The sequence below is a fragment of the Pseudomonas fluorescens genome (assembly GCF_002837185.1).
Lineage (GTDB): Bacteria > Pseudomonadota > Gammaproteobacteria > Pseudomonadales > Pseudomonadaceae > Aquipseudomonas > Aquipseudomonas fluorescens_AM.
Window position 1 is genome coordinate 1 of the sequence record NZ_KZ478044.1, and the last position, 12755, is coordinate 12755.

Sequence of the window (12755 nt, forward strand, 5' to 3'; positions counted from 1 at the left end):
GCGAGGTGCCGAGTGGTGGGGCAAGAGCCTTTTTGGTTACTTTTGGGGCTCTTTTCCAAAAGTGACCCGCTGTAAAAGCGGAACCCATAGCAGCCGTTACCGCAGAAACGGATATGTACTCAATCTGATCCAGCATCCTGGTCGGCCCGGAAGCCGCCATCGGGGGCAAGCCCCCTCCCACATTGGGCCGAGGCGTGTCAGTTGGGTAGCTGTCGGCTGAGAGGCCGCCATCGGGGGCAAGCCCCCTCCCACAGGTTTATCGACCATGTTCATGATCAAGTACAACCGAATAAGCTATGGTGCTCAAAACTACCCAGTATGAGCAACCATGCCCTTCCTCGCCCGCACCCACCCTCGCCTTTCATCCGCCGCCGTGCTGGGCCTTGCCGTGGGCATCCTGGTGCCGACCGAGACGTTGGCCAGCAAAATCCTCATCGGCTGGAACGCCGGCGTCTGGACCTATCTGGTACTGATGTTGTGGCTGACCATTCGCGCCAAGGCCGAGGACGTCAAGCGCATCGCCGAAATCGAAGACGAAAACGCCGGGCTGGTGCTGTTCATGGTGTGCATCGCCGCCATCGCCAGCCTGGCAACCATCACCTTCGAACTGGTGGGCAGCAAAGAACTGGCAACCACCGAGCGGCTGTTGCATTACGCTTTCACCGGAGTGACGGTGATCGGTTCGTGGCTGCTGATCGGGGTGATCTTCAGCGTGCACTACGCCAGGCTCTATTACACCTGGAGCGGCAAGGAACCGGCCCTGCGCTTTGCCGAAGGCTTGCTCACGCCCAACTATTGGGATTTTCTGTATTTCTCCTTCACCATCGGCGTGGCGGTGCAGACCTCCGATGTGGGCGTCGCCACCCGTGGCCTGCGCAAGGTCGTGCTGGGGCAATCGTTGATCGGCTTTGTGTTCAATACCGCGATCCTGGGCTTCTCGATCAATATCGCCGCCGGCCTGTTTGGCTGAGCTGCACAAACCTTCTAGACGTCAGGCCGCGCCCAGGCGCTAATGGCAGTCCCTATTCATCCTCGGTGTTGTATGGCCGCGCACAATTGGATCGACCTGTCCCAGGACGCCGACACCGGCATCGAGACCCTGCGCGCGCATTTTGAGGGCCACGCCTACGATCCGCACTGGCACGACAGCTACCTGATCGGCGTCACCGAGCAAGGCGTGCAGCAATTCAACTGCCGCCGCACGCGCCATAACAGCGTGCCCGGCCAAGTGTTCCTGGTGGAACCCGGCGAGTTGCACGACGGCGACGCCCCCACCGCAGCCGGCTTCACCTATCACATGCTCTACCTCGACCCGTACTGGTTGGCGCGCGAAGTGAGCGCGGTGTTCGAAGAGGCGCCGCCGCACAGCCAGTTGAGTTTCGCCAGCACCTTGACCAGCGATCCGCGCCTGGCCGTGGCCACCAGCCAGGCCTTCCAGACCCTGCACAGCGGCGAGCTGCGCATTGTGCGGCAACGCGCCATGGACCAGTTGCTGGAGCGCCTCACCGGCCAACTCTACTGGCGCACCCGCTACCACCACGACCCGCGCTTGCCGCAGGTGGCGCACAAGGCCCGGGACTACCTGCATGCCCACCTGCACGCCGACGTCGGCATGGACGAGCTGGCCCTGGCCTGCGGTGTCGACCGCTTCCGCCTCAGTCGCGCCTTCAAGAGCGCCTTCGGCCTGCCGCCACATGCCTACCTGGTGCAACTGCGCCTGGCCCGCGCCCGGCATTTGCTGGCCAAGGGCGAGCAACCGGCGGATGTGGCGATTGCACTGGGCTTTGCCGACCAGAGCCACCTGGGCCGCTGGTTTGTGCGCGCCTACGGCCTCACGCCCGCCGCGTACCGCAAGCGCTGCTCAAATCTTCCAGACAGCTGACGCGCCGGCTGGTGAAGATGGACGCCATCGATTGTTCCTGGAGTTCCAGTCATGTTGGGGTTTATCTTGTTCGCCTTTGTGGCGTCTATCACGCCCGGCCCCACCAATATCCTGGTGCTGAGCAACAGCGCACGCTATGGCCTCAAAGCCGCTGTGCCGATCATTTTCGGCGCGTGCGCCGGGGCTGCCGGCCTGGTGTTGCTGGTGGGGACCGGGTTCGGCCAGTCGCTGGTGCAAGCGCCCGGGGTGCAGACCGCCATGCAATGGATCGGCGTCGCCTGGCTGACCTGCCTGGCGTGGCAAATCTTCAGCGCGCCTGCCCGAGCCATCGAGGTGCATGGCGTCGAAAAGCCCCTCGGCCTGATCGGCGCCGCCGCGTTGCAATTGATCAACCCCAAAACCTGGATGATGGCCCTGGCAGTCGTGAGCGTATTTGCCGGCAACGGTGACGAGCGCCAGAGCCAGGTAATCGCCCTGTCCCTGGTGTTTTTCCTGATATCCCTGCCCTGCCTTGGCCTATGGGCGCTGCTGGGCATCGGATCGTCACGGGTGTTTCGTTCAGCCAGGGCCATGCAACGCTTCAACCGGGGCATGGCCCTGTTGCTGCTGGTCGCGACCTGGCTGAGTGTAGTGGTTTGAGATGCCGGCTATCCGGCTTTGTCCTACAACAACTTGACGACTTTCCTCATTTGATGGTTTCCTGAAACCGGTTTCAGTGATTCCAATAAAAATAGAAGGTCGATCACCGTGAACAACTTTTCTGCCGCCCAGCGCAGCCGCGTGACCATGCTTGATGTCGCCGAGCGCGCCGGGGTGTCCAAGGCCAGCGTGTCGCGTTTTATCGGCGACGACCGCGCCCTGCTCTCCGACGCCATCGCCCTGCGTATCGAGCAGGCCATCGCTGAACTCGGCTACCGTCCCAACCAGATGGCCCGCGGCCTCAAACGCGGACGCACGCGCCTGATCGGCATGCTGGTGGCCGATATCCGCAACCCCTATTCCATTGCCGTGATGCACGGTGTCGAAACCGCCTGCCGCCAGCACGGCTACAGCCTGGTGGTGTGCAATACCGACCGTGATGACGAGCAAGAGCGCCAGCACCTGGCGGCACTGCGCTCGTACACCATCGAAGGGCTGATCGTGAACACCCTCGGTCATCACCTCGACCAACTGCTGGAACTGCAACGGGAAATGCCCCTGGTGCTGGTGGACCGCAAGGTCGAGCCGCTGCACAGCGACCTGGTGGGGTTGGACAACCCGGCGGCGGTGCGCATGGCGGTGGAGCACCTGGAGCAACAGGGCTACCGCGACCTGCTGCTGGTGAGCGAAGCCACCGATGGCACCAGTTCGCGCCTGGAGCGCCTGCACAGTTTCAACGCAGAAATAGCCAGGCGCCCGGCGTTGACCGGTGCGGTGCTCGAGCTCGATGGCACGCAGGAACACCGCCTGCAGCGCTTTCTCGCAAAACCCGGCCCGAAGGCGCTGTTCTGCGCCAACGGTGTCGCCGCGCTGGCCTGCACGCGTGCGCTGAAGAACCTGGGCTGCAACCTGTTCGATGATGTCGGCTTGATCGCCCTGGATGATCTGGAGTGGTATCCGCTGGTGGGCAGTGGCATCACCGCCCTCGCCCAACCGACGGAGGCGATCGGTGCCAGTGCCTTCGACTGTCTGCTCAAGCGCTTGCGCGGCGACACTGCCCCCACCCGCACCCTCGATTTCCTGCCCCGACTGATCATTCGCGGCTCCACCCAATCCCCTGTGGGAGGGGGCTTGCCCCCGATAGCGGTGGGTCAGCTACAGATAAGCTGACTGACATAGCGCAATCGGGGGCAAGCCCCCTCCCACATGTTGCTCTGCGGATAAAAATGAAACCGGTTTCAGAGGTAAATAACAATGCAAGAACATCCCGTCTCCATCAGTCTTTCCAGCTACGGCGCCGACCTCGTGCGCCAGCAGGGCCAATTGAGTTTTGTCGCGCTGTTGAGTGCCGCCGGTGCCCGGCGCATCGAATGGCGCGAAGAACTGCTTACCACCGAACAGCCTGGCACGCTGGCCCAGGCCGCCGCCGAGCACGGCCTGGACTCGGTGTTTTCTTCGCCTCTGGAACTCTGGGTTGCCGGCCGTGCCCAGCCCAATCCAGACCTCGCCGCCACCCTCGACCGCGCCCAGGCCTTCGGCTCACGCTGGCTGAAAGTCTCCCTGGGTTACTTCACCGACACCAACGACCTGCAGAGCCTGCAGGCTCTGCTCAATCGCCACGCGGTCAAGCTGCTGGTGGAAAACGACCAGACCCTGCACGGCGGCCGGATCGAGCCGATGCAGCGGTTTTTCACCGAGGTCGAACGCCTGGGCCTGCCCGTCAGGATGACCTTCGACATCGGCAACTGGCAGTGGCAGGACCAGTCCGCCCTCACCGCCGCGCGCCTGCTGGGCCGGCACGTGGACTACCTGCACTGCAAGGCCGTCGCGCGTCGCCAGGACGGCAAGCTGGTGGCCGTGCCGCCCGGCGCCACTGATTTGCATCTGTGGGAACAACTGCTCACGCACATGACTCAAGGTATTACCCGGGCGGTGGAATTTCCGTTGCAGGGCGATGACCTGGTCGACATCACCGCGCAACAGGTCGCCACCCTGGCCCGCCTTGGCCAACCCCGTGTGGAGAATGCCCATGTCTGAGATCGATATCCTGTCGTTTGGCGAAACCATGGCGATGTTTGTCGCCGAGCAGACCGGCGATCTGGCCCAGGTCGGCCAGTTTCACAAACGCATTGCCGGAGCCGACAGTAATGTCGCGATTGGCCTGTCGCGCCTGGGTTTCAAGGTCGCGTGGTTGAGCCGGGTGGGTAACGACTCACTGGGGCGCTTCGTCGTCGACACCCTCGCCAATGAAGGCCTGGACTGTGCCCATGTGACCGTCGACCCGCAGCGCCCCACCGGTTTTCAGCTCAAGTCCCGTGAAGAATCCGGTGCCGATCCGCAGGTGGAATATTTTCGCAAAGGCTCGGCGGCCAGCCATTTGTCGATGGCGGACATCAGCCCGGCACTGCTGCAAGCGCGCCATCTGCATGCCACCGGGATTCCGCCGGCACTGTCCGAGGCCACCCGCGAGTTGTCGGTGGAATTGATGACACAGATGCGCAAAGCCGGGCGCAGCGTGTCATTCGACCCGAACCTGCGCCCCTCCCTGTGGGCCAGCGAGGCGCAGATGATCCGCGAAATCAATGCCCTCGCCGGCCTGGCGGACTGGGTATTGCCCGGCCTCGGCGAAGGCCGCCTGCTCACCGGCTTCGATGACCCGGCGGATATCGCCGCGTTCTACCTCGACCAAGGCGCCGAAGCCGTGGCGATCAAGCTCGGCCCCGATGGCGCCTATTACCGTACGCAGATGGACCAGGGCTTTGTCGCCGCCGTGCGCGTGGACACGGTGGTCGACACCGTGGGCGCCGGCGATGGTTTTGCCGTGGGCATGATCAGCGCCCTGCTGGAAAACGCCAGTTTTCCCGAGGCGGTACAACGCGGCAACTGGATCGGCAGCCGCGCCGTACAGAGCCGTGGCGACATGGAAGGGCTGCCCACCCGCGCCGAACTACCCCAACGATCCGTTGCATAACCCACTACCTGTTGCCACAACTACAACAAGCTCAGGAGCAACCTTATGGAAACCGTGAAACTTGCCACCCGCCGTTGGTGGTACATCATGCCCATCGTGTTTATCACCTACAGCCTGGCCTACCTGGACCGCGCCAACTATGGCTTCGCCGCCGCCTCCGGGATGGCCGAAGACCTGATGATCACCCCGGGCATGTCGTCCCTGCTCGGCGCGCTGTTTTTCCTTGGCTACTTTTTCTTCCAGGTGCCGGGAGCGATCTACGCGCAGAAGCGCAGCGTCAAGAAACTGATTTTCGTCAGCCTGATCCTGTGGGGCGGCCTGGCCACCCTGACGGGCGTCGTGTCCAACGCCTACATGCTGATCGTGATTCGCTTCATGCTCGGGGTGGTCGAAGCGGCGGTGATGCCGGCGATGCTGGTGTACCTGTGCCACTGGTTCACCCGCGCCGAACGCTCGCGGGCCAACACCTTTCTGATCCTCGGCAACCCGGTGACCATGCTGTGGATGTCGGTGGTCTCGGGCTACCTGGTGCAGCATTTCAGCTGGCGCTGGATGTTTATCATCGAGGGCTTGCCGGCGGTGCTGTGGGCGTTTATCTGGTGGAAGCTGGCCGATGAGCGCCCCAAGGATGCCAAGTGGCTGAGCGACAGCGAGAAGCAAAGCCTGGAAAGCGCCCTTGCCGCCGAACAGGTGGGCATCAAGGCGGTGAAGAACTATGCCGAAGCGTTCCGCTCGCCGAAGGTGATCATCCTCGCGCTGCAGTTTTTCTGCTGGAGCATTGGCGTGTATGGCTTCGTATTGTGGTTGCCATCGATCCTCAAGGCCGGCTTGAAAATGGACATGGTCGAGGCCGGCTGGCTCTCGGCGCTGCCCTACCTCGCCGCCGTGATCGGCATGCTGGTGGTCTCGTGGGGCTCGGACAAGCTGCAAAAGCGTAAACGCTTCGTGTGGCCGCCGCTGTTGATTGCCTCCGTTGCCTTTTATGCCTCTTACGCCCTTGGCGCCGAACATTTCTGGTGGTCCTACACCCTGCTGGTGATTGCCGGGGCGTGCATGTACGCGCCGTATGGCCCGTTCTTCGCCATCGTCCCGGAAATCCTCCCGGCCAACGTCGCCGGTGGCGCCATGGCGCTGATCAACAGCATGGGCGCGCTGGGCTCGTTCGGCGGCTCCTACCTGGTGGGTTACCTCAATAGCAGCACCGGTTCGCCCGGTGCTTCCTACCTGCTGATGAGCGGTGCATTGCTGCTGTCAGTGGTACTGACCATTTTCCTCAAGCCGGGTGCCAGTGACCGTGAACGCGCGCCCTTGGCTACCCTCGAAATGAAGGCCCATTCCTGATGAAAAAATCCGTGGTTTTATACAAGAAACTGTCTGCGCCGCTGATGGCCCGCCTGCATGAGCAGGCCGACGTGACGCTGATCGACGCACTGGACGAGGCCGGTCTGGCCCAACTGCGCAATGCCCTGCCGAGCGCTCACGGGCTGCTGGGCGCGAGCCTGCGCCTGGATGCCGGGCTGCTCGACCTGGCGCCCCATCTGGAAGCGGTGGCGAGTGTCTCGGTGGGCGTCGATAACTACGATATCGACTACCTCACCGAACGCGGCATCCTGCTCAGCAATACGCCCGACGTGCTCACCGAAACCACCGCCGACACCGGCTTTGCGCTGATCCTGGCGACTGCCCGGCGCGTGGTGGAACTGGCCGACCTGGTGCGTGCCGGCCAATGGAACAAGAGCATCGGCCCGTCGCACTTCGGCAGCGACGTGCACGGCAAGACCCTGGGCATCATCGGCATGGGACGCATCGGCGAAGCGCTGGCCCAGCGCGGGCACTTCGGCTTCGGCATGCCAGTGATCTATCACAGCCATTCGCCCAAGCCTGCGGTAGAGGCACGCTTTGGCGCGCAGTACCGCAGCCTGCAGGAGGTGCTCAAAGAGGCCGATTTCGTCTGCCTGACCTTGCCGCTCACGGCGCAGACCGAGAAGTTGATCGGCGCCGAAGAGTTCGCCCTGATGGGCCCGGAGACGATTTTCATCAACATCTCACGGGGCAAGGTAGTGGACGAAGCGGCGCTGGTCGAGGCCTTGCAACAGCGCACCATTCGCGCGGCCGGGTTGGATGTGTTCGAGAAAGAACCGCTTGATCACGCCTCCCCGCTGCTGCGCTTGAACAACGTGGTAGCCACGCCGCACATCGGCTCGGCGACCCATGAGACGCGCGAAGCGATGGCCAGGTGTGCGGTGGATAATCTGTTGCAGGCGTTGGCGGGCGAGCGGCCGCAGAACCTGGTGAACGCAGCCGCCTGGAAGCAATAGCGCCCTGACAACAGGGATCACATGTGGGAGGGGGCTTGCCCCCGATGGCAGTGTGTCAGCCAGTTGATTCTTAGCTGACCCACCGCCATCGGGGGCAAGCCCCCTCCCACATTTGGACCGTATTTCAGCTGCTAGATAACGAACTTCGCCACCATCGCGTTCAGATCCACCGCCAGCCGCGACAGCTCATGGCTGGCTGCGCTGGTCTGGTTGGCGCCCGCCGCCGATTGCGTCGCCAGGTCACGGATATTCACCAGGTTGCGGTCCACCTCGCGCGACACCTGGGCCTGCTCTTCGGACGCGCTGGCGATCACCAGGTTGCGCTCGTTGATCAGGCTGATCGACTGGGTGATCTGCTCCAGCGCCACCCCGGCGGCACGGGCCATTTCCAGGGTGCTTTGAGTGCGCTGGTTGTTCTGCTGCATCGATTGCACGGCTTCACCGGTGCCGTTCTGGATACCGGCGACCATTTTTTCGATTTCCTGGGTCGACTGGGCCGTACGATGGGCCAGTGCGCGCACTTCGTCGGCCACCACCGCAAAGCCACGCCCGGCTTCACCGGCGCGTGCTGCTTCAATGGCCGCGTTAAGCGCCAGCAGGTTGGTCTGCTCGGCAATCGCGCGGATCACGTCGAGGACCTTGCCAATGTCACGCCCTTGCGCGGCCAGCCCCTCGATCATGGCCGCTGTGTTTTGCACGTCCTGGGTCATGGTCTGGATCGCCCCGACCGTCTCCACGACCCGGTCGCGCCCTTCGCGTGCCGCCTGGCTGGACTGGCCGGACGCTTCGGAGGTGGACACCGCGTTGCGCGCCACCTCTTCCACGGCTGCGGTCATCTCATTGACCGCCGTGGCCGCCTGGTCGATTTCATTGTTTTGCTGTTGCAGGCCACGGGAAGCCTCCTCGGTCACCGCGCTCAGTTCTTCGGCAGCCGACGCAAGCTGCGTGGCCGACCCGGCTATGTGCTGGATGGTCTGGCGCAGGTGGGTTTGCATGCTCGCCAGGGCACCGAGCAAGCGCGCCGGTTCGTCCTTGCCGTCGTCTTCGATAGGGGTCGTCAGGTTGCCTGCGGCGATGCTTTCAGCCGCTTGCACGGCCTTGCGTAACGGCGTGACGATGCTGCGGGTCAGCAGCCAGGCCAGCAACACGGTCAGCAGCGCAGCGGCGACCGACACCACGATGACGCCGGTAATGGCGGCTTCGTAACTGTGTTCGGCCTGGGTATCGGCGGCCTTGGCGCCAGCGGCGTTGAGGGCGATCAGTTTGTTCAACTGCTCGCCCATCTGGTCGGTGCCGTCCTTGATACGGCTGTTGATCAAGGCGCGCATTTCATCGACCTTGCCTTGCTTGGACAAGGCAATCATGTCGGCCTGGGCCTTGATGTAGTTGTCCAGGGTCGTGGCGAATGCCTTATACAACACCGCCTCCTCGGCACCAGCCGGCAACGCGGCGTAATGGGTCTGCGCGACCCTGACCTTGTCGACCAGCACACCGATGCGGGTTTCGGCTTCCTGCAGGGCAACCGGCTCACGGTTGACCAGCACGCGAAAGGACAGGATGCGCATGCGCAACACGTTTTCCGTCATATGCCCCAGGTAGGTCACGCTGGGCAGCTGATTGGTGCTCATATCTAACGAAGCCTGGCGCATCAGGGTCATGCGGTTGACTGCAAACACCCCCAGGATGACCACCAGGACAGCGATGAAGGCAAACCCGAGAAATGCACGAGGGGCAATATTCAGATGGCGGAGGGACATAAGGGGGGCTCTCAGAAGTGATGTTTACCAGCGTCCTGCGCGAATCGATCCGTCAACGCCAACGCGCTGCCCAGACCTTGGCCGCCCCTTTTGGAATGGATAGGTGGGCCTATACGGGGTATCGGCTGACAGGTAAGTTTTATGCAGGGCGCTCTATAAATAATTTATTACACTTCTGACGACTGGACGTTTCTGGCATCCTGCGCCTCCCTTTTCCGACCCGAGCCCTCATTTTGTCTGACGCTCAAGCCCCCCGCCCACGCTATAAATCCGATCTGATCTACGGCCTGGAAGATCGTCCGCACTTCACTGCGGCGATATTTGCCGCCTTGCAGCATGTGCTGGCGAGCTTCGTCGGTATCATCACCCCGACCCTGATCGTCGGTGGCGTGCTGGGCCTGGAAAGCGAAGTGCCGTACCTGGTGAGCATGGCGCTGTTCGTCTCGGGGCTCGGCACCTTCGTGCAGGCGCGCACGTTCGGCCCCATCGGCTCGGGCCTGTTATGCCTGCAGGGAACCAGCTTTTCCTTCATCAGCGTGATCCTGAGCGCCGGGTTCATGGTCAAGGCTCGCGGCGGCGGCACTGATGAGATTCTTTCGACGATCTTCGGCATCTGTTTTTTCGCAGCGTTTATCGAAGTGGTGCTCAGCCAGTTCATCGGTAAGCTGCGCAAGCTGATTACCCCGGTGGTCACCGGCACCATCATTACCTTGATGGGGTTGTCGTTGATCAAGGTCGCGGTGACCGACATGGCCGGCGGTTTCGGCGCCAGCGATCTCGGCGCGGCGAGCAATATGGGCCTGGCGGCGCTGGTGCTGCTGACCATCGTGGTGCTCAACCGCTTCGACAACCCGTTCCTGCGCCTGGGTTCGATCGTGATCGGCCTGACCCTGGGTTTTGTCGTGGCCTGGTGGCTGGGCCGTGTCGACATGGCCGCCCTGCCCCAGGTGCCGCTGATCAGCGTGCCGGTGCCGTTCAAGTACGGCTTCTCGTTCGACTGGGTGGCGTTTATCCCGGTGGCGGTGATTTTCCTGATTTCGCCCCTGGAAGCCGCCGGTGACCTGACCGCCAACTCGATGATTTCCCAGCAGCCAGTCAAGGGCCCGTTATACATCAAGCGCATCAAGTCCGGCCTGCTCGCCGACGGCCTCAACTCGGCGATGGCGGCCACCTTCAACAGCCTGCCCATGGTGACGTTCGCCCAGAACAACGGCGTGATCCAACTGACCGGCGTGGCCAGCCGCTACGTGGCCTACTTCATCGCCGGCCTGCTGGTGCTGCTGGGGCTGTTCCCGATGATCGGCGCGGTGCTGCAGCTGATGCCAAAGCCGGTGCTGGGCGGCGCGACCCTGATCATGTTCGGCACCGTGGCCGTGGCCGGCATCAAGATCCTCGCCGAAGCCGGGCTGCATCGGCGCAACGTACTCATTGTGGCGATTTCCCTGGGCATGGGCCTGGGTGTGGCTGCCGTGCCCGAAGTGCTGCGCGACTTGCCCAAGGCGCTGCATAACATCTTCGAGTCGCCGATCACCGTGGGGGCGTTCTGTGCCATCCTGCTGAACATTTTCCTGCCCGAAGAGTTCATAGAGCTGGAAGAAGATGAATTCGATCCGGAGTCCTCTACCCTCAAGGTCATGCAGGACCCGGACGTTACGAAACAGTAGGAGCACGTTCAGATGCGCAAGCTCATGGTTGTATCGCTGTTGTTGCTGACGTTGAGCGCCTGCGCGCTGTTCCCCAATCGCGATCCGGTCAACATCAACGTGGTCGGCATCGAACCGCTGCAAAGCCAGGACCTGGAAGTGCGCTTCGCCGTCAAGCTGCGGGTGCAGAACCCCAATGAAACGGCGATCGACTACAACGGCGTGGCCCTCGACCTGGAGGTCAATGGCCGGCCGCTGGCGTCCGGGGTGAGTGACCAGGCGGGCAGCATCCCGCGTTTCTCCGAGACGGTGCTGATGGTGCCGGTGAGTGTTTCGGCATTTTCCGTGTTGCGCCAGACCCTGGGCCTGAGTCAGACCCAGAGCTTGAATAACCTGCCGTATGTGCTGCGCGGCAAGCTGGCGGGTGGGTTGTTCGGGACGATGCGCTTTGTCGAGCGCGGCACACTGGATTTGCCCAACACCGCCACCTGGTGACCCTCATGCAACCGACGCTGTTGACCGAACGCCTGATCCTGCGCCCGCTGGTCCTGGGCGATGCCGAGGCGATCCAGCAACAATTTGCCCATTGGGAAGTGGTGCGCTATCTCAATGCCATGGTGCCCTGGCCCTACCCGGCCGATGGCGCGCGCCGCTATCTTGAGGAACTTGCCCTGCCCGCCATGGCCCGCGGCGAGGAGTGGCACTGGTCGATTTGTCTTAAAAGTGCGCCTGAACAGTTGATCGGCAATATCAACCTCACGGACGAGCAGGATGACAACCGCGGCTTCTGGCTGGGCCCGCAGTGGCAGGGGCAAGGGTTTATGTCCGAAGCCAGTGCCGCCGTGACCGACTATTGGTTCGGCGTGCTTGAGCGCCCGCTGCTGCGCGCGCCCAAGGCGGCACCAAACCTGGGGTCGCGGCGGATTTCCGAGCGTACGGGCATGCGTTTGATCAGGACGGACGAGGGCGAATTTGTCGCGGGCACGCTCCCACGAGAGATCTGGGAAATGACCCGCGAAGAGTGGCTGAAATCCCAATCCCCCACACCCTGAAGATCAAATGTGGGAGGGGGCTTGCCCCCGATTACGGTGGGTCAGCTGGAAATAGGCTGGCTGACACACTGCCATCGGGGGCAAGCCCCCTCCCACATTTTTATCCGCGTTTAGTCAGTGATAGAGCGCACGCCCGGCTTGGCGCGCTCATCCACCGTCAACTCGAAAATATCCGGCCTGGCGTAGTGCCCCACTACGTCATAGTCATAGCGGCGGCCCGGCAAGAATGTCGCCCATCGGCCCAACGAGCATGGCTGAAATCCCAATCCCCCAACCCCTGAAGATCAAATGTGGGAGGGGGCTTGCCCCCGATTACGGTGGGTCAGCTGGAAATACACTGGCTGACACACTGCCATCGGGGGCAAGCCCCCTCCCACATTTTTAACCGCGTTTAGTCAGTGATAGAGCGCACGCCCGGCTTGGCGCGCTCATCCACCGTCAACTCGAAAATATCGGGCCTGACGTAGTGCCCCACTACGTCATAGTCATAGCG

12 protein-coding genes and 2 pseudogenes are annotated in these 12755 nt (G+C 62.7%); 11 read left to right on the forward strand and 3 right to left on the reverse strand.

All coding sequences use genetic code 11. The features are described 5' to 3' along the window. The first annotated feature begins 328 nt into the window (after positions 1-328). The 8 genes from CIB54_RS26905 (at position 329) to CIB54_RS26940 (ending at position 7810) form a co-directional block, all read left to right on the forward strand. On the forward strand, positions 329-970 hold the full coding sequence (locus CIB54_RS26905; RefSeq protein WP_065952538.1) for a DUF1345 domain-containing protein: 642 nt from the start codon (positions 329-331) through the stop codon (positions 968-970). 72 nt (positions 971-1042) lie between these two features. Next, positions 1043-1882, forward strand: coding sequence for an AraC family transcriptional regulator (locus CIB54_RS26910; protein ID WP_065952537.1), 840 nt, complete (start codon positions 1043-1045; stop codon positions 1880-1882). Between the two features lie 51 nt (positions 1883-1933). Further along, positions 1934-2521 (forward strand): LysE family translocator, encoded by a 588-nt coding sequence (locus tag CIB54_RS26915; protein ID WP_101221463.1) that lies wholly within the window; start codon positions 1934-1936, stop codon positions 2519-2521. A 108-nt stretch (positions 2522-2629) separates the two neighbouring features. Continuing rightward, complete coding sequence (locus CIB54_RS26920; RefSeq protein WP_101221464.1) at positions 2630-3691, forward strand: LacI family DNA-binding transcriptional regulator; 1062 nt, start codon at positions 2630-2632, stop codon at positions 3689-3691. A gap of 84 nt (positions 3692-3775) precedes the next feature. Then, positions 3776-4558, forward strand: coding sequence for a sugar phosphate isomerase/epimerase family protein (locus tag CIB54_RS26925; protein WP_101221465.1), 783 nt, complete (start codon positions 3776-3778; stop codon positions 4556-4558). After that, a complete protein-coding gene (locus CIB54_RS26930; RefSeq protein ID WP_101221466.1) occupies positions 4551-5492 on the forward strand; it encodes a sugar kinase in 942 nt (313 codons plus the stop codon). Before CIB54_RS26925 ends, CIB54_RS26930 begins: the two co-directional genes overlap by 8 nt. A gap of 45 nt (positions 5493-5537) precedes the next feature. After that, on the forward strand, positions 5538-6833 hold the full coding sequence (locus tag CIB54_RS26935; RefSeq protein ID WP_101221467.1) for an MFS transporter: 1296 nt from the start codon (positions 5538-5540) through the stop codon (positions 6831-6833). Next, positions 6833-7810, forward strand: coding sequence for a 2-hydroxyacid dehydrogenase (locus CIB54_RS26940; protein ID WP_065952532.1), 978 nt, complete (start codon positions 6833-6835; stop codon positions 7808-7810). Before CIB54_RS26935 ends, CIB54_RS26940 begins: the two co-directional genes overlap by 1 nt. A 131-nt stretch (positions 7811-7941) precedes the next feature. Here CIB54_RS26940 and CIB54_RS26945 read toward each other — a convergent pair whose 3' ends face one another. Then, entirely contained in the window at positions 7942-9567 is a 1626-nt protein-coding gene (locus CIB54_RS26945) for a methyl-accepting chemotaxis protein (RefSeq protein WP_065952531.1), read from the reverse strand. Between the two features lie 233 nt (positions 9568-9800). On the opposite strand from CIB54_RS26945, the gene CIB54_RS26950 reads away from it, so the two are divergent. From CIB54_RS26950 to CIB54_RS26960, 3 genes are read left to right on the forward strand one after another with little or no spacing between them, the layout of a single operon-like run. Continuing rightward, a complete protein-coding gene (locus tag CIB54_RS26950) occupies positions 9801-11231 on the forward strand; it encodes a nucleobase:cation symporter-2 family protein (RefSeq protein ID WP_065952530.1) in 1431 nt (476 codons plus the stop codon). A gap of 12 nt (positions 11232-11243) precedes the next feature. Continuing rightward, the gene (locus CIB54_RS26955; RefSeq protein ID WP_101221468.1) at positions 11244-11705 is read left to right on the forward strand and encodes an LEA/WHy family protein; all 462 of its coding nucleotides are present in this window, start codon (positions 11244-11246) and stop codon (positions 11703-11705) included. Between the two features lie 5 nt (positions 11706-11710). After that, positions 11711-12262: a GNAT family N-acetyltransferase gene (locus tag CIB54_RS26960; RefSeq protein WP_101221469.1), complete on the forward strand. Its 552-nt coding sequence runs from the start codon at positions 11711-11713 to the stop codon at positions 12260-12262. A 110-nt stretch (positions 12263-12372) separates the two neighbouring features. On the opposite strand, the pseudogene CIB54_RS26965 reads toward CIB54_RS26960, so the two are convergent. Together CIB54_RS26965 and CIB54_RS26970 are read right to left on the reverse strand one after the other, a co-directional pair. Next, positions 12373-12517: pseudogene (locus CIB54_RS26965) on the reverse strand (carbon-nitrogen hydrolase family protein); the annotation flags it as partial. A gap of 136 nt (positions 12518-12653) precedes the next feature. Beyond that, positions 12654-12755, reverse strand: a pseudogene (locus CIB54_RS26970) (carbon-nitrogen hydrolase family protein); the annotation flags it as partial.

What these genes read in the sequence shown, in the direction of transcription:
- CIB54_RS26905 (WP_065952538.1), top strand. Translation starts at nt 329, where the DNA reads ATGCCCTTCCTCGCCCGCACCCACCCTCGCCTTTCATCCGCCGCCGTG.
- CIB54_RS26910 (WP_065952537.1), top strand. Translation starts at nt 1,043, where the DNA reads ATGGCCGCGCACAATTGGATCGACCTGTCCCAGGACGCCGACACCGGC.
- CIB54_RS26915 (WP_101221463.1), top strand. Translation starts at nt 1,934, where the DNA reads ATGTTGGGGTTTATCTTGTTCGCCTTTGTGGCGTCTATCACGCCCGGC.
- CIB54_RS26925 (WP_101221465.1), top strand. Translation starts at nt 3,776, where the DNA reads ATGCAAGAACATCCCGTCTCCATCAGTCTTTCCAGCTACGGCGCCGAC.
- CIB54_RS26930 (WP_101221466.1), top strand. Translation starts at nt 4,551, where the DNA reads ATGTCTGAGATCGATATCCTGTCGTTTGGCGAAACCATGGCGATGTTT.
- CIB54_RS26935 (WP_101221467.1), top strand. Translation starts at nt 5,538, where the DNA reads ATGGAAACCGTGAAACTTGCCACCCGCCGTTGGTGGTACATCATGCCC.
- CIB54_RS26940 (WP_065952532.1), top strand. Translation starts at nt 6,833, where the DNA reads ATGAAAAAATCCGTGGTTTTATACAAGAAACTGTCTGCGCCGCTGATG.
- CIB54_RS26945 (WP_065952531.1), bottom strand. Translation starts at nt 9,567, where the DNA reads ATGTCCCTCCGCCATCTGAATATTGCCCCTCGTGCATTTCTCGGGTTT.
- CIB54_RS26955 (WP_101221468.1), top strand. Translation starts at nt 11,244, where the DNA reads ATGCGCAAGCTCATGGTTGTATCGCTGTTGTTGCTGACGTTGAGCGCC.
- CIB54_RS26960 (WP_101221469.1), top strand. Translation starts at nt 11,711, where the DNA reads ATGCAACCGACGCTGTTGACCGAACGCCTGATCCTGCGCCCGCTGGTC.